This is a genomic window from Polaromonas sp. YR568, from assembly GCF_943372955.1.
Taxonomy (GTDB): Bacteria; Pseudomonadota; Gammaproteobacteria; order Burkholderiales; family Burkholderiaceae_C; genus Polaromonas.
In genome coordinates this window covers 23,796-45,351 of the sequence record NZ_CALSAL010000011.1, presented here as the reverse complement: position 1 = coordinate 45,351, position 21,556 = coordinate 23,796, and the positions used below count along the sequence as shown (strand labels likewise).

Genomic DNA, 21,556 nt, shown 5'->3' with positions numbered 1-21,556 from the left:
GAGCAAATCCAGGCAAGAGGCCAAACCCAAAGGAGAAACAACAGACTCAAAGTTAGACTTATCCACAACCGAGTAGCTCGGCTACTGCAATACGGGTGGGGTCAAATTGAGATGAAAAACCGGGGTCAAGATTGGATGGAATTCAACAGTCAGCAGGGCTGACCGCGATGCGCAACGTACTGACCGGCGCATGTGATGCGAGGATTATTCTTGGTGGGAGAGTTACCGAATTCAAGGGGCGGATGCCCGGTATTGCTGAGGAGGCACTTTGCTCCATAGCTGCTAATCAGCCGCTATTTATTCTCGGAGGATTTGGAGGGTGTGCCCGAGAGATCGCTGAAGAGTTGGGCCTGTCAACGCCACGTCAGGCTCAAACTACCGCCTGGGCTGAACGATCTCACTTTACTGGCCTTACGGAAAGCGCCCTAAACAATCGTCTGGACAGCGCTGAAAACGCAACTCTTGCTCGAACGGTCCATGTTGACGAGGCTGTGGCACTGATTCTCAGAGGCTTACTTCGTTGTTTCAGCGGGTCTAACGGGAAATCAGAAGCCGCGGGACCTGTTGCACCCATCTAAGCTAGGAAAGCCGATACCAGATGTCGCGCTGTGCAACAGGACGCTTGGGCATTTAGGAGCAGAGACTGTTTCCGTCTTGGGAGGTGCCGTTGGCTGACGAGGTATAGACAGTTTATGCCTGTCCAAAAAGCGAACTCCGAACACTTTTTCTTGTCGCGGTGATTAGATTTCAACTTATTGAGATTAAGCAACTCATCGGCCCAACTTGGGCTTCAAGCAGATAGAGTGCCCCAATGGTCGCAACGCGATTAAGATGATTTCTGCAGGCACAGATTTGGCACAAAACGGGCACAAATTGGGCACAAAAGCGAAACGCCCACATAAAGTGGGCGTTTGCTACCAGCCTATACGGCTTGGATGTTGGTTGCGCGGGCAAGATTTGAACTTACGACCTTTGGGTTATGAGCCCAACGAGCTACCAGGCTGCTCCACCGCGCGTTAAGAGTTGAATTATAGCTTACTCTGCCTTGGCTGCGTCAGCAGAAGTGTCTTCCGACACTTCGGGACGATCCACCAGTTCGACCAGAGCCATGGGTGCGTTGTCACCAACGCGGAAGCCCATTTTCAGAATGCGTGTGTAGCCGCCGGGACGGGCCTTGTAGCGTGGGCCAATTTCAGCGAACAGCTTCACCACCATGTCGCGGTCGCGCAGGCGATCAAACGCAAGGCGCTTGTTGGCCAGCGTTGGCTCTTTGCCGAGCGTAATCATGGGCTCGACCACGCGGCGCAATTCCTTGGCCTTGGGCAGGGTGGTCTTGATGACTTCGTGCTGCAGCAGCGAGTTCATCATGTTGCGCAGCATGGCAAGGCGGTGCTCGCTGGTGCGGTTGAGTTTGCGTAATCCGTGTCCGTGTCGCATGGTGTTTCCTTTTTTAAAATCCGGGCAGCCGTATCAGGTACTGCCCGTGCGAGATCCCTTCGGGGCGGATCTTCTGGGGTTGAATATCAGCGTTTGTCGAGACCAGCCGGCGGCCAGCTCTCAAGGCGCATTCCGAGGGTGAGCCCGCGGGAAGCCAACACTTCCTTGATTTCGTTCAGGGACTTGCGCCCCAAGTTCGGCGTCTTGAGCAGCTCGTTTTCGGTGCGCTGGATCAGGTCGCCAATGTAATAGATGTTTTCGGCCTTCAGGCAGTTGGCCGAACGCACGGTGAGTTCGAGCTCATCGACAGGACGGAGCAGGATCGGATCGAACTGCTGCGAACTACGCTGCACAGGCGCATCGAATGCGGCCAGTTCATTGCCTTCGAGCTGTGCGAACACGGCCAGCTGCTCCACCAGAATCTTGGCCGAAGCGCGCACGGCATCTTCTGCAGTGACGGCGCCGTTGGTTTCGATTTCCAGCACCAGCTTGTCGAGGTCGGTACGCTGCTCGACACGGGCGCTTTCGACGGTGTAGCTCACGCGCTTGACAGGAGAGAACGACGCGTCCAGCACGATGCGGCCGATGGATTTTGGTGACTCGTCGCCGTAGCGGCGCATCGTGCCAGGCACATAGCCACGGCCGTTTTCCACCTTGATCTGCATGTCGATCTTGCCGCCGTGCGACAGGTTCACGATCACGTGCTCAGGGTTGATGATTTCCACGTCGTGCGGGGTCTGGATGTCAGCGGCGGTCACAGGACCTTCGCCGTCCTTGCGCAGGCTCAGCGTGACTTCATCGCGGTTGTGGAGCTTGAACACCACGCCCTTGAGGTTCAACAGGATGTTGACGACGTCTTCCTGTACACCGTCGATCGACGAGTACTCGTGCAACACGCCGGCAATCGTCACTTCCGTGGCGGCATGACCGACCATGGACGACAGCAGCACGCGACGCAGGGCGTTGCCCAGCGTGTGGCCGTAGCCACGCTCAAAAGGCTCCAGAGTCACCTTGGCGCGATTGACGCCAAGCTGCTCGACATTGATGGTTTTGGGTTTCAACAAATTGGTCTGCATGCAGTCTTCCTCTCAATACCCTCGGTTCGTTACACCGATAAGGCTGGCGAAGCACACCCTGGCAGTACGGTGCCCCGTACCGCAGGAACGAAAAATCAGCGTGAGTACAACTCGACGATCAACGATTCGTTGACGTCGGCGGCAAACTCGTCGCGGTCAGGCACCTTCTTGAAGGTGCCTTCGCCCTTGTCGGCGTTCACGTCAACCCATGCAGGCAGGCCGACTTGTTGTGCCAGTTGCAGCGCTTCCGTCACGCGGGTCTGCTTCTTGGACTTTTCACGCACGGCGATCACGTCACCCGTCTTCACGAGGTAAGACGGAATGTTGACCGACTGGCCGTTCACCGTGATGGCTTTATGCGACACCAGCTGGCGCGCCTCAGCGCGGGTGGAGCCGAAGCCCATGCGGTAGACGACGTTGTCGAGGCGGCACTCCAGCAGGAACAGCAGGTTGGCACCGGTGTTGCCCTTGCGGCGGTCCGCTTCTTCGAAATAGCGGCGGAACTGCTTTTCCAGCACGCCGTACATGCGCTTGACCTTCTGCTTCTCGCGCAGCTGCAGACCGAAGTCCGAGGTGCGGGTGCCAGAGGTACGGCCATGCTGGCCTGGCTTGGAATCGAACTTGGCCTTGTCGCTGATGGCGCGGCGTGCGCTCTTCAGGAACAGGTCGGTGCCTTCACGGCGGGAGAGTTTGGCCTTGGGGCCGAGATAGCGTGCCACTTGAGTTTCCTTGTGTCATCTGCTGCAGGTCATGCAGGAGCCGGAGGTCGTGACCTGCCGGCGGTGGGCTTGATTGAAAACGCCCGGTGCGGCCACTTGCAGCGCAAGCGACCGGTGCCGGGCAACGCGATTAAATACGGCGGCGCTTCTGGGGGCGGCAGCCGTTGTGGGGAACAGGAGTCACGTCAGCGATCGAGTTGATGCGAATGCCGAGTGCGCCCAGGGCGCGCACAGAAGACTCACGTCCCGGACCAGGTCCCTTGATTTCCACGTCAAGGTTCTTGATGCCCTGTTCAATGGCGGCGCGGCCGGCGACTTCCGAAGCAACCTGTGCTGCGAAAGGCGTGGATTTGCGCGAACCCTTGAAACCCTGACCACCCGACGATGCCCAAGACAGTGCATTGCCCTGGCGGTCGGTGATGGTGATGATGGTGTTGTTGAAGGACGCGTGGACGTGCGCAATGCCGTCGGCCACGTTCTTGCGAACTTTTTTGCGTACGCGTTGTGCGGCGCTGTTATTGGGTGATTTTGCCATGAGGACCTCTCAATTATTTCTTCAAAGCAGCCGCTGCCTTGCGCGGACCCTTGCGGGTGCGGGCATTGGTGCGGGTGCGCTGGCCGCGCATGGGCAGACCGCGACGATGGCGGAAGCCGCGGTAGCAGCCGATGTCCATGAGGCGCTTGATATTCATCGTGGTTTCACGACGCAGATCACCCTCAATGGTGAACAAGCCGATCTGCTCGCGAATCTTTTCGAGTTCGGAGTCAGACAGATCCTTGATCTTCTTTGCATAGGCGATGTCGCATGCCTCGCAAATCTTGCGAGCACGGGTGCGACCAATGCCAAAAATTGCAGTCAAGCCGATTTCGGCGTGCTGCTGCGGCGGAATGTTGATACCAGCGATACGAGCCATGTGCGTCCTCTAAATCTCTTGAAAATCAGCCCTGGCGCTGCTTGTGGCGCGGGTCGGTGCAGATCACACGGACCACGCCCTTGCGGCGGATGATTTTACAGTTGCGGCAAATCTTCTTGACCGAAGCTGAAACTCTCATTTCTTTCTCCTAAACTTTCACTCAGTGCCTACTTGGCACGGAAAACAATTCGCGCACGCGACAAGTCGTACGGCGTCAATTCAACGGTGACCTTGTCGCCAGGAAGAATCCGGATGTAGTGCATCCGCATCTTTCCTGAGATATGTCCAAGTACGACATGTCCGTTTTCCAGTTTCACCCTGAAGGTTGCGTTGGGGAGGTTTTCAACCACCTCTCCCTGCATCTGGATCACATCGTCCTTCGACATATCCCGTCAACTACCCAGTTAACCGCCCAGTGATGTCTTGAAGTTCGCCTTTTTGAGGAGCGACTCGTACTGTTGCGACATCATGTAGTTCTGCACCTGGGCCATGAAATCCATGGTCACCACCACAATAATCAGAAGAGACGTCCCACCGAAGTAGAACGGCACGTTGTATTTCAGGATCAGGAACTCGGGCAGCAGGCAGACGAAGGTGATGTACACCGCCCCGGCCAGCGTCAGTCGCACGAGAATCTTGTCAATGTATTTAGCCGTTTGATCACCAGGACGGATCCCGGGGATGAAGGCACCGCTCTTTTTCAGGTTGTCTGCCGTTTCACGGCTGTTGAACACCAGCGCCGTGTAGAAAAAGCAGAAAAATACAATGGCGCCCGCGTAGAGCATCACATAAATCGGCTGGCCCGGTGTGAGTGTGCCGGCAATGTCCTTCAGCCAGCGCATGCTTTCACCAGTGCTGAACCAACCCACCACTGTCGCGGGCAGCAGGATGATCGACGAGGCAAAGATGGGCGGAATCACACCAGCCATGTTCAGCTTCAGTGGCAGGTGCGACGACTGTCCGCCGTACACCTTGTTGCCCACCTGCCGACGCGCATAGTTCACCAGAATCTTGCGCTGACCTCGCTCGACGAACACCACGAAATAGGTGACCAGAGCGACAACCGCCACAATCACGATCGCTACGAGAATGCTCATGGCGCCGGTTCGCACCAGTTCCAGCAAGCCGCCCATCGCGCTGGGCAGACCCGCAGCGATACCTGCGAAAATCAGGATCGAGATACCGTTGCCCAGACCGCGCTCGGTGATCTGCTCACCCAGCCACATCAGGAACATGGTACCTGCAGTCAGGCTGAACACAGCCGTCATCCGGAAACCGAAGCCAGGCGCCAGCACCAGACCAGGCGAGCTCTCCAGCGCCACAGCAATACCCATCGACTGGAACAGGGCCAAGCCCAATGTGCCGTAGCGGGTGTACTGCGTGATCTTGCGGCGGCCGGCTTCGCCCTCTTTCTTCATCTGCTCGAAGGTTGGCACCACGTAGGTGAGCAACTGCATGATGATGGAGGCCGAGATGTACGGCATGATGCCCAGCGCAAACACGGTAAACCGTGACAGCGCGCCACCAGAGAACATATTGAACAGGTTCAATATGCCGCCCTGCTGTCCGTTGAACAGTTCCTTCAACTGGTTCGGGTCAATCCCCGGAACCGGAATGTGCGCACCGATGCGGTAGACGACCAGCGCCAGCAACAGAAACACGAGCCTGTTCCGCAGATCGCCGTACTTGCCGGTTTTCGCGAGTTGAGCAGGAGTGGTTGCCACTGATAGGTTCCGTCAGTTGTTCAGGACTCAGGCCACGGAGCCGCCAGCGGCCTCGATGGCTGCTTTGGCGCCCGCAGTCGCGCCGATGCCGTTCAGCTTCACAGCCTTGGACAACTCGCCGGACTTGATGACTTTCACGTTCTTGGCCAGTTGACCCACCAGACCCGATTGCTTCAGGGCCAGCAGATCAACTTCAGCCAGACCGAGCTGCTCGAGAGCGGCCAGGGTGACTTCAGCGTTGAACTTGAGCAGATGCGACTTGAAGCCGCGCTTGGGCAGACGGCGCTGCATGGGCATTTGACCGCCCTCGAAGCCGACCTTGTGGTAGCCGCCAGCGCGGGACTTCTGACCCTTGTGGCCACGACCAGCCGTTTTGCCCAGGCCAGAGCCGATGCCGCGACCGACGCGACGCTTGGCGTGCTTGGCGCCTTGACCAGGCTTGATTGTGTTCAATTCCATGATGGGGCTCCGCTCAGACAATCTTGACCAGATAGCTGATCTTGTTGATCATGCCGCGCACGGCAGGCGTATCCTGCAGTTCGCTGACGCTGTTGACACCGCGCAGACCGAGGCCACGAACGGTGGCGCGGTGCGATTCCTTGGTGCCAATCGGGCTGCGAACCAGCTGGACTTTGACTTTGGTTTCTTTGGTCATTTCAATGCTCCTCAAAGCTCAGCGTTTAGCCGAAGATCTCTTCGACTGATTTGCCACGCTTGGCTGCAATTTCAGAGGCAGTGGTGGAGTTGTTCAGGGCGTCCATGGTGGCGCGCACCATGTTGTACGGGTTGCTCGAACCATGGCTTTTTGCCACGATGTCAGTGATACCCATGACTTCGAAAACAGCGCGCATCGGGCCGCCGGCGATGATGCCGGTACCTTTGGGAGCCGGCGCCATCATGACGCTGGCAGCACCCCAGTGACCGAACACGTTGTGGTGGATCGTGCCGTTCTTCAACGAGACCTTGGTCATGTTGCGACGCGCTTCTTCCATCGCCTTCTGCACGGCAGCTGGCACTTCTTTCGATTTGCCCTTGCCCATGCCGACGCGGCCGTCGCCATCACCGACCACCGTGAGTGCGGCGAAACCGAGAATACGGCCACCCTTCACCACTTTGGTCACGCGGTTGACCGCGATCATCTTTTCCTTCAGACCATCGTCTGGAGCGTCGTTTTGCGATTTAGCTTGAAACTTAGCCATACTTAATTCCAGTCTGCTTAGAACTGCAAACCAGCTTCGCGTGCCGCATCAGCCAGCGCCTTGACGCGGCCGTGGTACGCAAAACCGGCGCGATCAAACGCCACTTTTTCAACACCTGCTGCTTTTGCCTTGATGGCAATGCGCTTGCCAATGGCCTGCGCAGCAGCAACGTTTCCACCCTTGCCAGAGGCCCCGATTTCCTTGCGGACTTCGGCTTCTGCGGTGGAGGCGGCAGCCAGGATCTTGGTGCCGTCGCCAGAAATCACGCTGGCGTAAATATGCAGATTGGTACGGTTCACCGTCAGACGGGCAACGCCTTGCGTGGCAATGCGGATACGGGTCTGGCGTGAACGACGAAGGCGCTGCTCTTTTTTGGTCAACATGATGCAGCTCCTTATTTCTTCTTAGTTTCTTTGATCGTGATCTTCTCATCCGCATAACGGATGCCCTTGCCCTTGTAAGGCTCGGGAGGACGCACGGCCCGCACTTCAGCAGCTATCTGACCGACGCGCTGGCGGTCGGAACCCTTGATCACCACCTCGGTGGGGGTCGGGGTGGCGACGGTGATGCCAGCGGGCATGTCCATGATCACAGGGTGCGAATAACCCACGGTGAGGTTCAGCTTGGCGCCTTGCGCCTGGGCCTTGTAACCCACGCCGATCAGGCTGAGCTTTTTCTCGAAACCCTTGGTCACACCAGTCACCATGTTGTTCACGAGCTGACGCATCGTGCCACTCATGGCGTTGGCTTCACGGGAGTCGTTAGCAGGCACAAAGGTGAGCTTGCCAGCGTCGATCTTGACGGTGACCAGCGCGTTCTGCGCCAGCGCCAGCGCACCCAGGGTGCCCTTGACGTTGATCTGGTCTTCCTTGATGGCGACGTCCACACCCTGTGGGACGGCGACCGGCATTTTTCCTACACGAGACATTTCAGTTTCTCCTCAATGCCGCCGTTTAGGCCACGTAGCAGAGCACTTCGCCACCGATGCCGGTAGCGCGCGCCTTGCGATCAGTCATCACACCCTGGGGGGTGGTGACAATTGCCACACCGAGGCCATTCATGACCTGGGGAATGGCGCCATGGCCCTTGTACACACGCAGGCCGGGGCGGCTGACGCGCTCAATGCGCTCAATCACGGGACGGCCAGCGTAATACTTCAGGGCAATTTCCAGCTGGGACTTGCCTTCGTCGGTCTTGACGGAGAAGCCATCGATGTAGCCCTCGTCTTTCAGGACCTGCGCAATGGCAACCTTGACTTTTGACGACGGCACCTGCACGACGGCTTTTTCAACCATCTGTGCATTGCGGATGCGCGTCAGCATGTCGGCGATAGGATCACTCATACTCATTTTGTGGTTCTCCTATGCTTACCAGCTTGCCTTGGTGATACCAGGGATATCACCAGCAAATGCGAGTTCACGGATCTTGGCGCGGGCCAGACCGAACTGACGGAACGTACCACGCGGGCGACCGGTGATCGAGCAGCGGTTGCGCTGACGGGTCGGGTTCGCGTTGCGGGGCAACTTCTGGAGCTCGAGGCGGGCCAGTTGACGCTCTTCGTCGGAGCGCTTGGCGTCGTTGGACGTTGCCTTGAGTTCAGCGTATTTCTTGGCGAACTTGGCGGCGAGTTTCTCGCGCTTGAGTTCACGTTGCAGCAGAGCTTGTTTTGCCATCTTGCGCCTTCAGTTCTTGAACGGAAAACGGAAGGCGGTGAGGAGCGCCTTGCACTCTTCATCGGTCTTGGCCGTCGTGGTGATACTGATATTGAGACCGCGCAGGGCATCCACCTTGTCGTACTCAATCTCGGGGAAAATGATCTGTTCCTTGACGCCGATGTTGTAGTTGCCGCGGCCATCAAAGGCCCGACCGGAAATACCACGGAAGTCACGCACGCGCGGCAGGGCTACGGTGACGAAACGGTCCAGGAACTCATACATCTGAACGCCGCGCAGGGTGACCATGCAGCCAATCGGCAGGTCTTCGCGGATCTTGAAACCGGCGATGGCCTTCTTGGCTTTGGTAACAACTGGCTTCTGGCCGGCGATCTTGGCCATGTCGCCCACGGCGTTGTCCATGACCTTCTTGTCGGCGACGGCCTCGCTCACACCCATGTTGAGCGTGATCTTGGTGATGCGGGGAACCTGCATCGGCGAGGTGTACCCGAACTTTTCCATCAGGCTCGGGGCGATTTTTTCGCGGTATTGCTGTTGCAAGCGTGCCATGTTATGCAGCCTTAATTTCTTCGCCGCTGGACTTGAAGACGCGCACTTTGGTGCCGTCTGCCAGGAGCTTGATGCCCACCCGATCCGCCTTGCCGGTGGACGCATTGAAAATGGCCACATTGGACTGGTGAATCGGCATGCTTTTCTCGACGATGCCGCCAGTGGTACCTTTGAGGGGGTTGGGCTTGGTGTGTTTCTTCACCAAGTTGATCCCGTCCACCAGCACGTGGCTGTCGTCCTTGCGCAGCGAAATCTTGCCGCGCTTGCCTTTGTCGCGACCTGCGATCACGATGATCTCGTCGCCTTTGCGAATCTTGTTCATGGCGCGTCCTTACAGAACTTCAGGAGCCAGAGACACGATCTTCATGAACTTCTCGGTGCGCAACTCGCGCGTGACCGGTCCGAAGATGCGGGTGCCGATGGGCTCCAGCTTGGCATTAAGCAACACGGCTGCGTTGCCATCGAATTTGACGAGCGAACCATCGCCGCGGCGGATGCCCTTGGCGGTGCGAACGACCACAGCGCTGTAAACCTCGCCTTTTTTGACGCGGCCACGCGGAGCGGCTTCTTTGATGCTCACCTTGATGACATCACCAACGCTGGCGTACCGGCGCTTGGATCCGCCCAGCACCTTGATGCACATCACGGATTTGGCACCCGTGTTGTCAGCAACATCGAGTTTGGATTGCGTTTGAATCATGTATTTAGTCCCAACTTGCACCGGGCGCCACCCGCAGAAACTGCGAGCTGCCATCCAGTCAGTCTTGGGCCCGTCGTCCACACTGCAAACCACTTGCAATGCTTCCAATTAGGCTGTTTAGAGTCAGATTTCTCCGCTTTTCTCAAGCGAAGCCCTCGACTATAACCGAACTCTGGCGGGTCGTCAACAAGCCCAAGCGGCCAAATGCACAACTTGCGCGAAGATGCCAAAAGTCGTCAGAGCCGTCCCGGGAGGTGCAGATACTGGCCGCACAGGGCCAAAAAGGCGTCGAGCTGGGGGTCTACGCCGGTTTCCTCGCGCAGGATGGCCGCCACCGCAGGCGCCAGTTCGCGCGCCAGGGCGGCGTCCAGAAACAGCAGCCGCGAACGCCGGGCCAAAACATCCTCAACGCAGCGGGCGTACTCAAACCGCGCCGCAAACCGGACCATGGCTTCGCTCAGCCCCCCGCCCAGCAATCGGTCGGCGCCGGGCAGTGCCTCCACGGCACCAGACTCGCTGCCGTACAAGTGCAAGCCCGGCGGGGCACTGATTTTCACGCTGGACATTCTGGCGCCGACCAGTGGGAGGTGAGCGGTCACTGCGCCGGCATCCCTCTGCAGCAAACCAGCCTCCATGCTGCGATCCAGCACATCCACCGCCATCGCCCGGTACGTGGTCCACTTGCCGCCCGTCACGGTGACCAGTCCGCTCTTGCTGACCAGCACCGTGTGTTCCCGCGACAGCGCCTGCGTGCTGCCAGCGTCCTCATCGGGCGGCTTGACCAGCGGGCGCAGGCCAACCCAGATGCTCTTGATGTCGGCCAGCCCCGGCGCACGCCGCAGGTAGCGGCCCGATTCGCGCAGGATGAAATCGACCTCCTCTGCAAAGGCCAGCGGTTCGCGGGCCAGGTCATGCCTCGGTGTGTCGGTGGTGCCCAGGATGACCTTGCCCAGCCAGGGCACAGCAAACAACACCCGGCCATCGATGGTCTTGGGGATCAGCATGGCATGGTCAGTCGGCAGGAACTCGCGGTCCACCACCATGTGCACGCCCTGGCTGGGCGCCACCATGGGCCGGGTTGGCCGGCTGATGGCCTCGCCGTCCTGCATCCGGAACTGGTCCACCCACACGCCGGCCGCATTCACCACGCAGCGCGCACGCAGCTCGAAGACCTGGCCCGACTCCTCGTCCCGGGCCTGGAGGCCCACCACCTTGCCGCACTCGTGCACCAGACCCGTAGCCGCACAGTAATTCACCAGCAACGCACCCCGTGCGGCGGCTGTGCGGGCCAGGGCGAGTGCCAGCCGCGCATCGTCGAACTGGCCATCCCAGTACTTGACGCCGCCCTGAAGACCGTCGGGCTGCACCGTCGGCAGCAGCCCCAGCGTCTCCTGCCGGTTGAGGAATTCGGTTGCACCCAGCGCGGCTTTTCCGGCCAGGGCGTCGTACATCTTCAGGCCGATGCCGTAAAACGGCTTCTCCCAGAAGCGATAGGAGGGCATCACAAACGCCAGCGGCTGCGCCAGATGCGGCGCGTTGGCCAGCAACATGGATCGCTCGTGCAGGGCTTCGCGCACCAGCGCGATGTTGCCCTGCGCCAGGTAACGCACGCCGCCGTGGACCAGCTTGGTGGCACGCGACGAGGTGCCCTTGGCAAAGTCATGCGACTCCACCAGCACCACCGAAAGACCTCGCGCGGCAGCGTCCAGCGCCACCCCCAGGCCCGTGGCGCCGCCGCCGATGACCGCCATGTCGTACTGGCGCGGCGCGGCCAGGCGGCGCATCAAGGCGGCACGGTCGGTCAGTACGGGGGCATCGGCAGCGATGTTGCGGGACGCGTCCATGGGCAATCGGCTGGGGTGTTGGTCGGACTTGAAAAGAATGACGTGCCAGGCGGGCGGCGCTGCACAGTCCCGCTACTGTAGCGGTGAACGCAGCTATCGCATTGACGCACACGTGAACGCAGACTTCGGTACAGGGCCACCCGGCGTTTTCCCTGCCGGGCAATGATGCCCCTTCCAGTACAGTCCCATCGACCGGACCGCACAACCACCCCCGCAAAGCCTGACGACCATGACCTACCTGCTTGCCCTGGACCAGGGCACCTCCAGCTCGCGCAGCATCGTGTTTGACGGACAGGGCCGCGTCGTGGCCATGGCCCAGCAAGAGCTGCCGCAGATGTACCCGCAACCAGGCTGGGTGGAGCACGATCCCATGATCATCTGGCAGACCCAGCTGGCGACCGCCCGCGAGGCCCTGCACAAGGCCGGGATCGCCGCCAGCAAGATCCGCGCGCTGGGCATCACCAACCAGCGCGAGACCACGGTGGTGTGGAACCGGCGCACCGGCGTGCCCATCCACCACGCACTGGTCTGGCAGGACCGGCGTGCCGAAAGCACCTGCGCCCGGCTGCGCGAAGAAGGCCACGAGGCCCTGATCCAGTCCAGAACCGGACTGCTGGTCGATGCCTATTTCTCGGGCACCAAACTGAAATGGCTGCTCGACCACGTCGACGGCGCACGCGCGCAGGCCGAGCGCGGTGAACTCGCCTTTGGCACGGTGGACAGCTGGCTGCTCTGGCAACTCACCGGCGGCAGCCTGCACGCCACAGATGTGAGCAATGCGTCGCGCACCATGCTCTTCAACGTGCACACCAACCAGTGGGACGCCGAGTTGCTGGCGCTGCTTGGCATTCCACCTTCGCTGATGCCGCGTGTGCTGCCGTCAAGCGCGCACTATGGCGAGGTTCGCCCCGACCTGCTGGGTCACGCCATCCCCATCGGCGGTGTGGCAGGCGACCAGCAGGCCGCGCTGTTCGGCCAAGCCTGTTTTTCCGCCGGTATGGCCAAGAACACCTATGGCACCGGCTGCTTCATGCTGATGCACACCGGCGGCGCGTTCGAAACCTCGCACAACGGCCTGCTGACGACCAGCGCAGCGCAGATCAGCCCGACGCCGGAATTCGCGCTGGAGGGCAGCGTGTTTGTTGGTGGGGCTGTGGTGCAGTGGCTGCGCGACGGTCTGCAGGCCATCGAAGGCAGCGCACAGGTCGAAGCACTGGCGCAGAGCGTTCCCGATTCAGGCGGCGTGATGATGGTGCCGGCCTTCACCGGCCTGGGCGCGCCCTACTGGAAGCCCCATGCCCGCGGCACGCTCACGGGCCTGACGCGCGGCACCACGCTGGCCCACATCGCACGTGCGTCGCTGGAGAGCATCGCCTACCAGAGTGCCGCGCTGCTGCTGGCCATGAGCCGCGATGCGGTGGCGGGAGGTGCCGCGCCGGTGACCGAGCTGCGTGTGGACGGCGGCGCCTGCGTGAACGACCTGCTGATGCAGTTCCAGGCCGACCTGCTGGGCATTCCGGTGATCCGCCCCGCCGTCACCGAAACCACCGCGCTGGGGGCGGCGTATCTGGCGGGGCTAAGCACGGGCGTCTACGCCAGCACGGCCGAGCTCTCGGCGCTGTGGCAAGCCGAGCGCTGCTTCATGCCCGCCATGGACCGCGCCACAGCCAGCGAGGCAATGGCCCGCTGGGAGCACGCGGTACGCCAGGCCATCGCGCCCTGAAAGCGTCACGCCAGCGACGCGAAGCGGCATCAGACTCCCTGCCATGCCCGTCTCATCCACGCCCTTCCCGCTGACGCGGCGCCGCCTTCTAGGGGGTGCCACCTCGCTCGCGCTACCAGCCTTCCTGCCGCAGGGCTGGGCCCAAGCCAGGCCGTTCGACGCGGCGTCGCTGCCACGCCTGCGCCTGATCGGCGAGGCCAGGGTTTCGCACCGCGCGGCGTTTCAGGGCACGGTGGTCGGCGGCTTGTCCGGCATGGACTACGACAGCCAGCGCGACCTGTTCCATCTCATCAGCGACGACGGATCGCGCGAAAGCCCGGCACGGTTTTACACCGCGCGCATCGCTGTGCAGGCCGACCGGATCGGTGAAGTCGAATGGCTGGGCGTGACCACACTGCGCCAAGCCGACGGCATGCCCTACCCCGCTGCGCTGCGCGGCCTGCAGGTGCCTGACCCGGAAGCCATTCGCTGGCGCGCCAGCAGCCAGACGCTGTGGTGGACCACCGAGGGCCATGCGCTGAGCGGCGCGGCGCCCATGCTGCGCGAAAGCCGCACCGACGGCACGCTGGTGCGCGAAATCAACCTGCCCGCCCTGTTCGACTTTCAGCTGACTGAGGGTTCACGCCCGAACCGAACCCTCGAAGGACTGGCGCTGACACCCGACGGCCAGCGCGCATGGGTCGCCATGGAAGCACCTCTGCGGCAGGATGGCCCCTTGCCCACCGTGCAGAGCCCGGGAGGCCCCTGCCGCTTCACGCTGCTGGATCTGGGTACTGGCAAGGTGCTGCGGCAGGTCGCATATGTGCCCGATGCCATTCCGCGTGCACCGGTTTCACCAGCCACCCAGGCCGACAATGGCGTCACCGAAATCCTGCTGCTCGATGAACACCACCTGCTGGTGCTGGAGCGGGCCTACATGGCCGGCCACGGCGCTGACCAGCGCAACTCGCTGCGGATCTACCTGGTCGACACGCGTGAGGGCACCGACACGCAGGACATGCCCGCATTGAGCACGGCCCGCTACCAGCCGGTCGGCAAACGGCTGCTGGCCGACCTCGCGATCTTCACCGGCGCTGGTGCCGGCCACCGCCTGCGACAGCTGGACAATACCGAAGGCATGAGTTGGGGCGCGAGGCTTCCGAACGGCAACCGCACGCTGCACCTCATCAGCGACGACAATTTCAGCGAACAACAAATCACCCAGTGGCTGGTTTTTGAGTTTCAGGATTGAACCCACATGACATCTTCTTCTTTAGCCCCTGTTTCCGTGGCTTTCATAGGCGGCGGCAACATGGCCAGCGCCATCATTGGCGGCCTGCTCAAACAAGGCACATCCGCCAGCCAGATCCAGGTGGTGGAGCCGTTTGCCGAACAACGCGCCAAACTGACTCAGCAGTTCGGCGTGGCGGTCCATGAAGCACCGGGTGCGGCGCTGGAGCAGGCCGGTCTGGTGGTGTGGGCCGTCAAGCCGCAGACCTTTCGCGAGGCGGCCGGGCAAAGCCGCGCGCACACGGCGAATGCTTTGCACCTGAGCGTGGCCGCGGGCATCCGCTCTGACAGCATGGCGCAGTGGCTGGGCACCGAACGCATCGTGCGCGCCATGCCCAACACGCCGGCGCTGGTCGGCAAGGGCATGACGGCGCTGTTCGCGCGCCTTGCTGTTTCGGCAGACGACCGGCTTGCAGTGGAAGGCGTGATCCAGCCGACCGGCGACTTCCTGTGGCTGGATGGCGAGACCCAGCTCGATGCGGTCACCGCACTTTCAGGCTCGGGGCCTGCCTATGTGTTCTATTTCCTGGAAGCGATGATCGATGCCGGCATGGACATGGGGCTGTCGCGCGAGAAGGCCCATCAACTGGCCGTCGGCACTTTTGTCGGCGCGTCGGCACTGGCGCAGGCCTCCAGCGACCCGCCGGAAGTGCTGCGCGCCCGCGTCACCTCCAAAGGCGGCACCACCTACGCCGCACTCACATCGATGGAGCAGGATGGCGTCAAACAGCACTTCATGCAAGCGCTGGAAGCGGCACGGCAACGCGCGGTGGAGCTGGGCGACGAGTTCGGTAGCGCCTGACGCTGCGGCACCACCGTCCTCGCCTATCTAACGGCCCACGTAAGACAAGGCCACGCCAGCGAACACTGCAAAACCCAGCCAGTGGTTCAAACGAAAGGCCTTGAAACAGCCGTCCCGCGCGCGCTGGCGAATCAACTGCCAGTGCCACAGCGCCTGCGCAAGGGCTGCGCCCAGCCCCAGGGCGATCACGCCAAAACCGGGCTGCTCGCGCAGCAACCAGGCCCACAGGCCCAAAAACAGCAGGTAGCTGGCCATCACGCCCGCCACATCAAAGCGGCCCAGTGTGATGGCTGAGGTCTTCATGCCGATCTTCAGGTCGTCATCGCGGTCGACCATGGCGTATTCGGTATCGTAGGCAATCACCCAGAACAGGTTGCCCAAAAGCAGCAGCCAGGCCAGCGGCGGCACCCGCGACTGCACCGCCGCAAACGCCATCGGAATGCCAAAGCTGAACGCCACCCCCAGGACCGCCTGCGGCATGGACACAAAACGCTTGGCGAACGGATAGGCCAGCGTCACCGCCAATGCGGCTACCGACCACAGCACCGTCACCGTGTTGGTGGTCAGCACCAGGCCGAAAGCCAGCAAGGCCAGCACCGCGCCCAGACCCAGCGCTTCGCGCACCGACACTGCTCCGCTGGTCACCGGGCGCTGCGCCGTGCGTGTGACATGGCGGTCAAAGTCGCGGTCGGCCACATCGTTGACACAGCAGCCGGCGCTGCGCATCAGGATGGTTCCCAGCGTGAACACCAGCACCAGATGCCAGCCCGGAAAGCCATGCGAGGCAATCCACAATGCCGACAGCGTGGGCCACAGCAGCAGCAACCAGCCGGCGGGGCGGTTCCAGCGGATCAGGTCAAGGTAGAGGCCGAGTTTGGTTTGAAGCGTGCTTTTCACGCTGCCGATTCTGGCATCACCGAAGGCATCGATTCGCGGCCGCTCATTCTTCCAGCAGCGAGCGAAGCATCCACGCGGTCTGCTCGTGCACCGTCAGGCGCTGCGTCAGCAGGTCGGCGGTCGGCTCGTCACCGGCCTTGTCAGCCAGCGGGAACAGCTCGCGCGCGGTACGGGCGACGGCTTCATGGCCCTGCACCAGAATGCGCACCATCTCCAGCGCCTTAGGCGGCACCGTGGGCGCATCCGGCACCGAGGCCAGCTTGCTGAACTGCGCGTACGAGCCCGGCGCCGGATGGCCCAGAGAGCGGATGCGCTCGGCCACCGGGTCCACAGCCGCCCACAACTCGGTGTACTGCACCATGAACATCTGGTGCAGCGTGTTGAACATCGGGCCGGTGACGTTCCAGTGGAAGTTGTGGGTGGTGAGGTACAGCGTGTAAGTGTCTGCCAGCACACGGCTCAGGCCCTTGGCGATGGCGGCCCGGTCTTTTTCGCTGATACCGATGTTGATGGAAGGCGCGGGCTTGGCAGACGCCTTGACAGAAGATTTGGCCATGGTGTTCCAGTCAATGATGAATCTGCCACTTTACAAAACCTGCTGGGCACAGGCAACCGGCGCGGCTGCCGTGACGGCGCATGGCGATCAGGACAGCCGGATCACCCCGGGCAGTTCGCAGGCGTAAATGGCATTGCGCAGCGCGGCAATCGCTTCATAGCGCGTGAAGCTGCGGCGCCAGGCCAGCACCACACGGCGCGACGGCACATGCCCTTCAAACGGCAGGTACTTCACAAAGGAGGGCATGTCGGCATCCGCCCCCGCCCTGGCCTTGCTGGCCTTCTTTGCAGTGCGCGTCTGCGCCATCGCCTCTTTGGGAACGCCCAGACGCGGCACCAGCGTGATGCCCATGCCGGCGGCCACCATGTGCTTGATGGTCTCAAGTGACGAGCCCTCAAAGCTCTTGCGAATACCATCCGAGTTGCTGGAAAAGCGGGCGAACTCCGGGCACACCTCCAGCACGTGGTCACGGAAGCAGTGCCCGTTACCCAGCAGCAGCATGGTTTCTTTTTTCAGCTCTTCGGCGGTGATGCTGCTGCGCTGCGCCAGCGGGTGCGAGCTGGGCACGGCGGCCATGAAAGGCTCGTCGTAGAGCGGCGCAATCGCAAGGTTGGCGTCCGGAAACGGCTCGGCCAGAATGGCGCAATCGATCTCGCCCATGCGCAGCTCCTCGATCAGCTTGACCGTGAAGTTCTCCTGCAGCATCAAGGGCATCTGCGGCGTCATGGCGATGGCGTGGCGCACCAGGTCCGGCAGCAGGTAGGGGCCAATGGTGTAGATCACACCCAGCCGCAACGCGCCGGCCAGCGGGTCCTTGCCGCGCTTGGCAATTTCGCGGATGTTCTCGGCCTGCTCCAGCACGCTTTGCGCCTGCCGCACGATCTCTTCACCCAGCGGCGTGACCGTGATTTCGTTGGCATTGCGCTCAAACAGCTTGACCTGCAACTCCTCTTCAAGCTTCTTGATCGCCACGCTGAGCGTTGGCTGCGACACGTGGCAGGCATCGGCGCCCTTGCCAAAATGCCTTTCACGGGCCACGGCGACGATGTATTTGAGTTCGGTCAGCGTCATGGGGTGATTGTGCGGCTTTTGTGTGGTGTTTGGGGCGCCGGCTTTGTTGAAGCCTGAGGCCGGGACTCGCCCCGGCGGGCGACTTACTTTCTCTTGCTTCGCCAAGAGAAAGTAAGCAAAGAGAAGGCGACCCGAAGTCTGGGTCCCTTCGCTGCGCTACGGGCAACCTGTGCTGCTCGACTCCGGCGGGGGTCCGCAGAACTCGCTGCGCTCAAACAACTGCGGCCCTGATCCCGCCTCCATCTGCGCTGCTCGGCCCAGCCACACGGGACAAGCGGGAACGGAAACCAATACCACAAGGACACGCCGCAGCGTGTCCTTGTGGAACCCGATTCCGGTTTTATGACTTTCAAACCCTTGTGAATGCGCCGAGGAGCACAGGTTCAGGCGGATCAGGGCTGGCGTTGTCTGAGCCGAAGGCGAGTTTAGCCAGACCCCGCCTGGACCGAGCACCGCAGGTTGCCCGTAGCGCAGCGCAGGGACGCAGGCACCAGGGTCGCCTTTCTTTTGCTTACTTTTCTTTGGCGAAGCAAAGAAAAGTGAGTTGCTGCCGGGCAACCCCCGGCCTCAACCCTCAGCAAAAAACCAGAACCCGTTACATCGGCATCCGATCCCGCCCATCCCGAACCCCCCGCCTCACCTCCTGAATGGTGGCCAGCAAGTCCCAAAACTGTTTGGCCTGCACCTTGAGCCGGTAGTCAGTCTGCGCAAACTGCTCTTCCACCATCTCCGTCACACGCGAATCCAGGTCGGCAGGTGGCAGCTTGAGGTAGGCCTCGCTTTCGGAGCCGTCCCGCTCGATGGTGGCACCGGCCTTGCGGGCGATGTTGAGCATGGCGGTGTTTTCGCTCAATGCGTGAATGAACATCATGTCCACGCCATCGTTGCGCGCGTGCATGACGGCGCGGTCAAACAGGCGGGAGCCGTAGCCCCGGCCGCGGGCCTGCGACAGCACGGACACGCCGAACTCGGCGCAGCTTTTCAGCTCGGGATCGGTCGAGTGCGCCAGGTGCGCCATCGCGATCAGTTCGAGCTTGCGGTTGTAGATGCCAAAGATTTCGTCGCGCTCGAAGTTCAGGCTGCTCACGTAGCGGCGGATCTGCTCGTCGTTGGCGGCATAGCCAAAGCGCAGGTAGCGGTCGCTGTCGTCCAGCGCCAGCAGGTGCGTGGCGATGCGCTCACCGTGGCTGGGACCGAGCGAACGGATCGGGACCATCACGGGCGGGGCCTGCTTGACGGACGAGCCGTCCTCCGCGCGTTCAGACGCCAGCGGGCGAAAAAACTCTTTGCCCGCGTGGTAGGACGCTTTAAGGAATGCACTGGGATTGACCATGCACGAAATATAAGGGTTATCCCTAGAATTGCCAGTCTAGGCGGGATCGGACTTTCCGCGGCCAGCACTAGTCTGTTGAAACACGAAACACCTCAAAGACCCATGCAAACAATGCTTAATTGCTATCTATTCAATAGCAATTTATCACCAACAAACCATTATGTTGCGGCGCAACAACTTTGTAACGGGCGCGCCTGAAGCATTAAACGTCCGAATGGCGCATTTGTCAGCCGGTGCAATGGCATCTAACAACAGCCATTCCCCCGCTCAGAGCGGCACGGCCGTGGTGGTTTTCACGCGGTCCAGCACAAAGCTGGTCTTGCAATCCTGCACGCTGGGGTGCTTGAGCAGCGTGTCCATGATGAAGCGGCTGTAGTGCGCCATGTCCTGCACCAGCACGCGCAGCAGGTAATCCATCTCGCCGGTGAGCGCCGCACACTCAACCACTTCGGGCCAGGTCTGCACGCTGGCGCGGAACAGGTCCATCGGGTTGCGTTTGTGGCTCTCGGTGTGCTTTTCCAGCCGCACGTTGATGTAGGCCGTCAGCCCCAGGCCCACCACTTCGGGTTTGACCAGCGCCACATAGCGGTCGATCACGCCCGCCTCCTCCAGACGCTTCACGCGCCTGAGCACTGCGCTGGGAGACAGCCCGACCTGCTCGGCCAGGGCATCAAAGGTCGCCCGACCATCCGCCTGCAGGCTGCGCAAAATCTGACGATCCAGCTTGTCGAGTGTTTCCATCACTTGAATTTTGCAGCTTTCGTGCGTCAAAGGCAATTCGAACGCCTTGATTCGCAGTAAACATGACTCACTGCGCATCTATATTGGAGACCTGTTTACTGGAGACACTGATGACACCGTCGACCGATATGGACACCTCCGTGCGCCGCGCCGGGCCGCCCCAAGCAAGCACAGCCCCCTCGGGGGGCAGCGCATTACACGCAGTGAAAAGCGTGGGGGCGAACAACTTCGCCTGGGAGAACCCCATGGGCACCGACGGCTTTGAGTTCATTGAGTACGCCGCCCCCGACCCGGCCGCGATGGGCGCGCTGTTCGAGCGCATGGGCTTCACGCCGATTGCGCGGCATCGCCACAAGGATGTGACACTGTATCGCCAGGGCGGCATCAACTTCATCCTCAACGCCGAGCCGGATTCGTTCGCGCAGCGCTTTGCGCGCCAGCATGGCCCCAGCGTCTGCGCCATTGCGTTTCGCGTGCAGGACGCCAAGGCCGCCTACGAGCGTGCCATTTCCCTCGGTGCCTGGGGCTATGCGCACACCTCGGGCCCGGGCGAGCTGAACATTCCGGCCATCAAGGGCATTGGCGACTCCATCATTTATTTCATCGACAAATGGCGCGGCAAGAATGGCGCGCAGCCCGGTGACATCGGCAACATCGGTTTTTATGACGTCGACTTCGAGCCCTTACCGGGCGTGCGCGCCGATGCGCTCAACCCCCTCGGCCATGGCCTCACCTACATCGACCACCTGACGCACAACGTGCACCGGGGCCGCATGGACGAGTGGGCGGGGTTTTACGAGCGCCTGTTCAACTTCCGCGAGATCCGCTATTTCGACATCGAAGGCCAGGTCACCGGCGTGAAAAGCAAGGCCATGACCAGCCCCTGCGGCAAGATCCGCATCCCCATCAACGAGGAAGGCAACGAAAAGGCCGGCCAGATCCAGGAGTACCTGGACCGCTACCACGGCGAAGGCATTCAGCACATCGCGATGGGCAGCAACAACCTGCTGGCCACGGTGGACGCGATGCGCGCCAGTGGCATCAAGCTGCTGGACACCATCGACACCTATTACGAGCTGATCGACAAGCGCATCCCCGGCCACGGCGAGAACGTGGCCGAGCTACAAAAGCGCAAGATTCTGGTCGACGGCAAGCAGGGCGCCCTGCTGCTGCAGATCTTCAGCGAAAACCAGCTGGGGCCGATCTTCTTCGAGTTCATCCAGCGCAAGGGCGACGATGGCTTTGGTGAAGGCAACTTCAAGGCGCTGTTTGAAAGCATCGAACTGGACCAGATGCGCCGCGGTGTGCTGGCCCCCGCCGCCTGAGGGC

At 61.4% G+C, this 21,556-nt stretch carries 28 protein-coding genes and 1 tRNA gene; 4 read left to right on the top strand and 25 right to left on the bottom strand.

Annotated features, from left to right (window positions below):
* Positions 1–939: 939 nt before the first annotated feature.
* The 20 genes from AAG793_RS15810 to AAG793_RS15715 all read right to left on the bottom strand — a co-directional run bounded on the left by AAG793_RS15810 (position 940) and on the right by AAG793_RS15715 (position 11,835).
* Positions 940–1,016: transfer RNA gene (locus AAG793_RS15810), tRNA-Met, on the bottom strand.
* 19 nt (positions 1,017–1,035) lie between these two features.
* Positions 1,036–1,437 (bottom strand): 50S ribosomal protein L17, encoded by a 402-nt coding sequence (gene rplQ, locus AAG793_RS15805; RefSeq protein WP_341909903.1) that lies wholly within the window; start codon positions 1,435–1,437, stop codon positions 1,036–1,038.
* An 86-nt stretch (positions 1,438–1,523) separates the two neighbouring features.
* Positions 1,524–2,513 carry a DNA-directed RNA polymerase subunit alpha gene (rpoA, locus tag AAG793_RS15800; protein ID WP_341909901.1) on the bottom strand — a complete coding sequence of 330 codons (990 nt, stop codon included), beginning with the start codon at positions 2,511–2,513 and terminating at the stop codon, positions 1,524–1,526.
* 95 nt (positions 2,514–2,608) lie between these two features.
* A complete protein-coding gene (gene rpsD / locus AAG793_RS15795; RefSeq protein WP_341909898.1) occupies positions 2,609–3,232 on the bottom strand; it encodes a 30S ribosomal protein S4 in 624 nt (207 codons plus the stop codon).
* Positions 3,233–3,362: 130 nt separating this feature from the next.
* Positions 3,363–3,767 carry a 30S ribosomal protein S11 gene (gene rpsK / locus AAG793_RS15790; RefSeq protein WP_011799771.1) on the bottom strand — a complete coding sequence of 135 codons (405 nt, stop codon included), beginning with the start codon at positions 3,765–3,767 and terminating at the stop codon, positions 3,363–3,365.
* A 13-nt stretch (positions 3,768–3,780) separates the two neighbouring features.
* A complete protein-coding gene (gene rpsM, locus AAG793_RS15785; RefSeq protein ID WP_341909896.1) occupies positions 3,781–4,146 on the bottom strand; it encodes a 30S ribosomal protein S13 in 366 nt (121 codons plus the stop codon).
* Between the two features lie 25 nt (positions 4,147–4,171).
* Positions 4,172–4,285, bottom strand: coding sequence for a 50S ribosomal protein L36 (rpmJ, locus tag AAG793_RS15780; RefSeq protein ID WP_011481465.1), 114 nt, complete (start codon positions 4,283–4,285; stop codon positions 4,172–4,174).
* Positions 4,286–4,313: 28 nt separating this feature from the next.
* Positions 4,314–4,532: a translation initiation factor IF-1 gene (infA, locus tag AAG793_RS15775; protein WP_007869286.1), complete on the bottom strand. Its 219-nt coding sequence runs from the start codon at positions 4,530–4,532 to the stop codon at positions 4,314–4,316.
* A gap of 18 nt (positions 4,533–4,550) precedes the next feature.
* Entirely contained in the window at positions 4,551–5,870 is a 1,320-nt protein-coding gene (gene secY, locus AAG793_RS15770; RefSeq protein ID WP_341909894.1) for a preprotein translocase subunit SecY, read from the bottom strand.
* A 27-nt stretch (positions 5,871–5,897) separates the two neighbouring features.
* Positions 5,898–6,329, bottom strand: coding sequence for a 50S ribosomal protein L15 (gene rplO, locus AAG793_RS15765; RefSeq protein ID WP_341909892.1), 432 nt, complete (start codon positions 6,327–6,329; stop codon positions 5,898–5,900).
* 13 nt (positions 6,330–6,342) lie between these two features.
* Entirely contained in the window at positions 6,343–6,525 is a 183-nt protein-coding gene (gene rpmD, locus AAG793_RS15760) for a 50S ribosomal protein L30 (protein ID WP_122954340.1), read from the bottom strand.
* A gap of 25 nt (positions 6,526–6,550) precedes the next feature.
* A complete protein-coding gene (rpsE, locus tag AAG793_RS15755) occupies positions 6,551–7,069 on the bottom strand; it encodes a 30S ribosomal protein S5 (RefSeq protein WP_341909890.1) in 519 nt (172 codons plus the stop codon).
* Positions 7,070–7,086: 17 nt separating this feature from the next.
* A complete protein-coding gene (gene rplR, locus AAG793_RS15750) occupies positions 7,087–7,452 on the bottom strand; it encodes a 50S ribosomal protein L18 (RefSeq protein WP_341909888.1) in 366 nt (121 codons plus the stop codon).
* An 11-nt stretch (positions 7,453–7,463) separates the two neighbouring features.
* On the bottom strand, positions 7,464–7,997 hold the full coding sequence (gene rplF / locus AAG793_RS15745) for a 50S ribosomal protein L6 (RefSeq protein ID WP_341909886.1): 534 nt from the start codon (positions 7,995–7,997) through the stop codon (positions 7,464–7,466).
* 25 nt (positions 7,998–8,022) lie between these two features.
* Positions 8,023–8,418, bottom strand: a complete 396-nt coding sequence (gene rpsH / locus AAG793_RS15740) for a 30S ribosomal protein S8 (protein WP_092130236.1) — start codon at positions 8,416–8,418, stop codon at positions 8,023–8,025.
* A gap of 18 nt (positions 8,419–8,436) precedes the next feature.
* Positions 8,437–8,742: a 30S ribosomal protein S14 gene (rpsN, locus tag AAG793_RS15735; protein WP_341909884.1), complete on the bottom strand. Its 306-nt coding sequence runs from the start codon at positions 8,740–8,742 to the stop codon at positions 8,437–8,439.
* A gap of 9 nt (positions 8,743–8,751) precedes the next feature.
* Complete coding sequence (gene rplE, locus AAG793_RS15730; protein WP_341909882.1) at positions 8,752–9,291, bottom strand: 50S ribosomal protein L5; 540 nt, start codon at positions 9,289–9,291, stop codon at positions 8,752–8,754.
* A 1-nt stretch (position 9,292) separates the two neighbouring features.
* Positions 9,293–9,613 carry a 50S ribosomal protein L24 gene (gene rplX / locus AAG793_RS15725; protein ID WP_341909880.1) on the bottom strand — a complete coding sequence of 107 codons (321 nt, stop codon included), beginning with the start codon at positions 9,611–9,613 and terminating at the stop codon, positions 9,293–9,295.
* Between the two features lie 9 nt (positions 9,614–9,622).
* Positions 9,623–9,991, bottom strand: coding sequence for a 50S ribosomal protein L14 (gene rplN / locus AAG793_RS15720; RefSeq protein ID WP_007869247.1), 369 nt, complete (start codon positions 9,989–9,991; stop codon positions 9,623–9,625).
* A 236-nt stretch (positions 9,992–10,227) separates the two neighbouring features.
* Entirely contained in the window at positions 10,228–11,835 is a 1,608-nt protein-coding gene (locus AAG793_RS15715) for a glycerol-3-phosphate dehydrogenase/oxidase (RefSeq protein WP_341909878.1), read from the bottom strand.
* A gap of 229 nt (positions 11,836–12,064) precedes the next feature.
* Between AAG793_RS15715 and glpK the strand changes: the two genes are divergently transcribed.
* From glpK to proC, 3 genes are read left to right on the top strand one after another with little or no spacing between them, the layout of a single operon-like run.
* Positions 12,065–13,558: a glycerol kinase GlpK gene (gene glpK, locus AAG793_RS15710; protein WP_341909876.1), complete on the top strand. Its 1,494-nt coding sequence runs from the start codon at positions 12,065–12,067 to the stop codon at positions 13,556–13,558.
* A gap of 43 nt (positions 13,559–13,601) precedes the next feature.
* Positions 13,602–14,789, top strand: coding sequence for an esterase-like activity of phytase family protein (locus tag AAG793_RS15705; protein ID WP_341909874.1), 1,188 nt, complete (start codon positions 13,602–13,604; stop codon positions 14,787–14,789).
* A gap of 6 nt (positions 14,790–14,795) precedes the next feature.
* On the top strand, positions 14,796–15,629 hold the full coding sequence (gene proC / locus AAG793_RS15700) for a pyrroline-5-carboxylate reductase (protein ID WP_341909872.1): 834 nt from the start codon (positions 14,796–14,798) through the stop codon (positions 15,627–15,629).
* 27 nt (positions 15,630–15,656) lie between these two features.
* On the opposite strand, the gene ubiA is transcribed toward proC, so the two are convergent.
* The 5 genes from ubiA to AAG793_RS15675 form a co-directional block, all read right to left on the bottom strand.
* Positions 15,657–16,526, bottom strand: coding sequence for a 4-hydroxybenzoate octaprenyltransferase (gene ubiA, locus AAG793_RS15695; RefSeq protein ID WP_341909870.1), 870 nt, complete (start codon positions 16,524–16,526; stop codon positions 15,657–15,659).
* 43 nt (positions 16,527–16,569) lie between these two features.
* Positions 16,570–17,082: a Dps family protein gene (locus tag AAG793_RS15690; protein WP_341909868.1), complete on the bottom strand. Its 513-nt coding sequence runs from the start codon at positions 17,080–17,082 to the stop codon at positions 16,570–16,572.
* A gap of 87 nt (positions 17,083–17,169) precedes the next feature.
* The gene (locus AAG793_RS15685; RefSeq protein ID WP_341909866.1) at positions 17,170–18,153 is read right to left on the bottom strand and encodes a LysR substrate-binding domain-containing protein; all 984 of its coding nucleotides are present in this window, start codon (positions 18,151–18,153) and stop codon (positions 17,170–17,172) included.
* Positions 18,154–18,748: 595 nt separating this feature from the next.
* Entirely contained in the window at positions 18,749–19,486 is a 738-nt protein-coding gene (locus tag AAG793_RS15680; RefSeq protein WP_341909864.1) for a GNAT family N-acetyltransferase, read from the bottom strand.
* A gap of 267 nt (positions 19,487–19,753) precedes the next feature.
* Positions 19,754–20,227, bottom strand: a complete 474-nt coding sequence (locus AAG793_RS15675) for an Lrp/AsnC family transcriptional regulator (protein WP_341909862.1) — start codon at positions 20,225–20,227, stop codon at positions 19,754–19,756.
* A 245-nt stretch (positions 20,228–20,472) separates the two neighbouring features.
* Here AAG793_RS15675 and hppD point away from each other — a divergent pair, with 245 nt between their 5' ends.
* Complete coding sequence (gene hppD / locus AAG793_RS15670) at positions 20,473–21,552, top strand: 4-hydroxyphenylpyruvate dioxygenase (protein ID WP_341909860.1); 1,080 nt, start codon at positions 20,473–20,475, stop codon at positions 21,550–21,552.
* Positions 21,553–21,556 lie beyond the last annotated feature (4 nt).

Bases quoted from the DNA above. Each gene is read 5' to 3' on its own strand.
- AAG793_RS15685 (WP_341909866.1), bottom strand. From the start codon at position 18,153: ATGACGCTGACCGAACTCAAATACATCGTCGCCGTGGCCCGTGAAAGG.
- rpsM (WP_341909896.1), bottom strand. From the start codon at position 4,146: ATGGCTCGTATCGCTGGTATCAACATTCCGCCGCAGCAGCACGCCGAA.
- AAG793_RS15705 (WP_341909874.1), top strand. From the start codon at position 13,602: ATGCCCGTCTCATCCACGCCCTTCCCGCTGACGCGGCGCCGCCTTCTA.
- hppD (WP_341909860.1), top strand. From the start codon at position 20,473: ATGGGCACCGACGGCTTTGAGTTCATTGAGTACGCCGCCCCCGACCCG.
- rpoA (WP_341909901.1), bottom strand. From the start codon at position 2,513: ATGCAGACCAATTTGTTGAAACCCAAAACCATCAATGTCGAGCAGCTT.
- rpsN (WP_341909884.1), bottom strand. From the start codon at position 8,742: ATGGCAAAACAAGCTCTGCTGCAACGTGAACTCAAGCGCGAGAAACTC.
- proC (WP_341909872.1), top strand. From the start codon at position 14,796: ATGACATCTTCTTCTTTAGCCCCTGTTTCCGTGGCTTTCATAGGCGGC.
- rpmJ (WP_011481465.1), bottom strand. From the start codon at position 4,285: ATGAGAGTTTCAGCTTCGGTCAAGAAGATTTGCCGCAACTGTAAAATC.
- infA (WP_007869286.1), bottom strand. From the start codon at position 4,532: ATGTCGAAGGACGATGTGATCCAGATGCAGGGAGAGGTGGTTGAAAAC.
- AAG793_RS15675 (WP_341909862.1), bottom strand. From the start codon at position 20,227: ATGGAAACACTCGACAAGCTGGATCGTCAGATTTTGCGCAGCCTGCAG.
- rplR (WP_341909888.1), bottom strand. From the start codon at position 7,452: ATGTTGACCAAAAAAGAGCAGCGCCTTCGTCGTTCACGCCAGACCCGT.
- rpsH (WP_092130236.1), bottom strand. From the start codon at position 8,418: ATGAGTATGAGTGATCCTATCGCCGACATGCTGACGCGCATCCGCAAT.
- rplN (WP_007869247.1), bottom strand. From the start codon at position 9,991: ATGATTCAAACGCAATCCAAACTCGATGTTGCTGACAACACGGGTGCC.
- rpmD (WP_122954340.1), bottom strand. From the start codon at position 6,525: ATGACCAAAGAAACCAAAGTCAAAGTCCAGCTGGTTCGCAGCCCGATT.
- AAG793_RS15715 (WP_341909878.1), bottom strand. From the start codon at position 11,835: ATGGACGCGTCCCGCAACATCGCTGCCGATGCCCCCGTACTGACCGAC.
- glpK (WP_341909876.1), top strand. From the start codon at position 12,065: ATGACCTACCTGCTTGCCCTGGACCAGGGCACCTCCAGCTCGCGCAGC.
- AAG793_RS15690 (WP_341909868.1), bottom strand. From the start codon at position 17,082: ATGGCCAAATCTTCTGTCAAGGCGTCTGCCAAGCCCGCGCCTTCCATC.
- rplO (WP_341909892.1), bottom strand. From the start codon at position 6,329: ATGGAATTGAACACAATCAAGCCTGGTCAAGGCGCCAAGCACGCCAAG.
- rplX (WP_341909880.1), bottom strand. From the start codon at position 9,613: ATGAACAAGATTCGCAAAGGCGACGAGATCATCGTGATCGCAGGTCGC.
- rplQ (WP_341909903.1), bottom strand. From the start codon at position 1,437: ATGCGACACGGACACGGATTACGCAAACTCAACCGCACCAGCGAGCAC.
- rpsK (WP_011799771.1), bottom strand. From the start codon at position 3,767: ATGGCAAAATCACCCAATAACAGCGCCGCACAACGCGTACGCAAAAAA.
- rplF (WP_341909886.1), bottom strand. From the start codon at position 7,997: ATGTCTCGTGTAGGAAAAATGCCGGTCGCCGTCCCACAGGGTGTGGAC.
- rplE (WP_341909882.1), bottom strand. From the start codon at position 9,291: ATGGCACGCTTGCAACAGCAATACCGCGAAAAAATCGCCCCGAGCCTG.
- AAG793_RS15680 (WP_341909864.1), bottom strand. From the start codon at position 19,486: ATGGTCAATCCCAGTGCATTCCTTAAAGCGTCCTACCACGCGGGCAAA.
- rpsE (WP_341909890.1), bottom strand. From the start codon at position 7,069: ATGGCTAAGTTTCAAGCTAAATCGCAAAACGACGCTCCAGACGATGGT.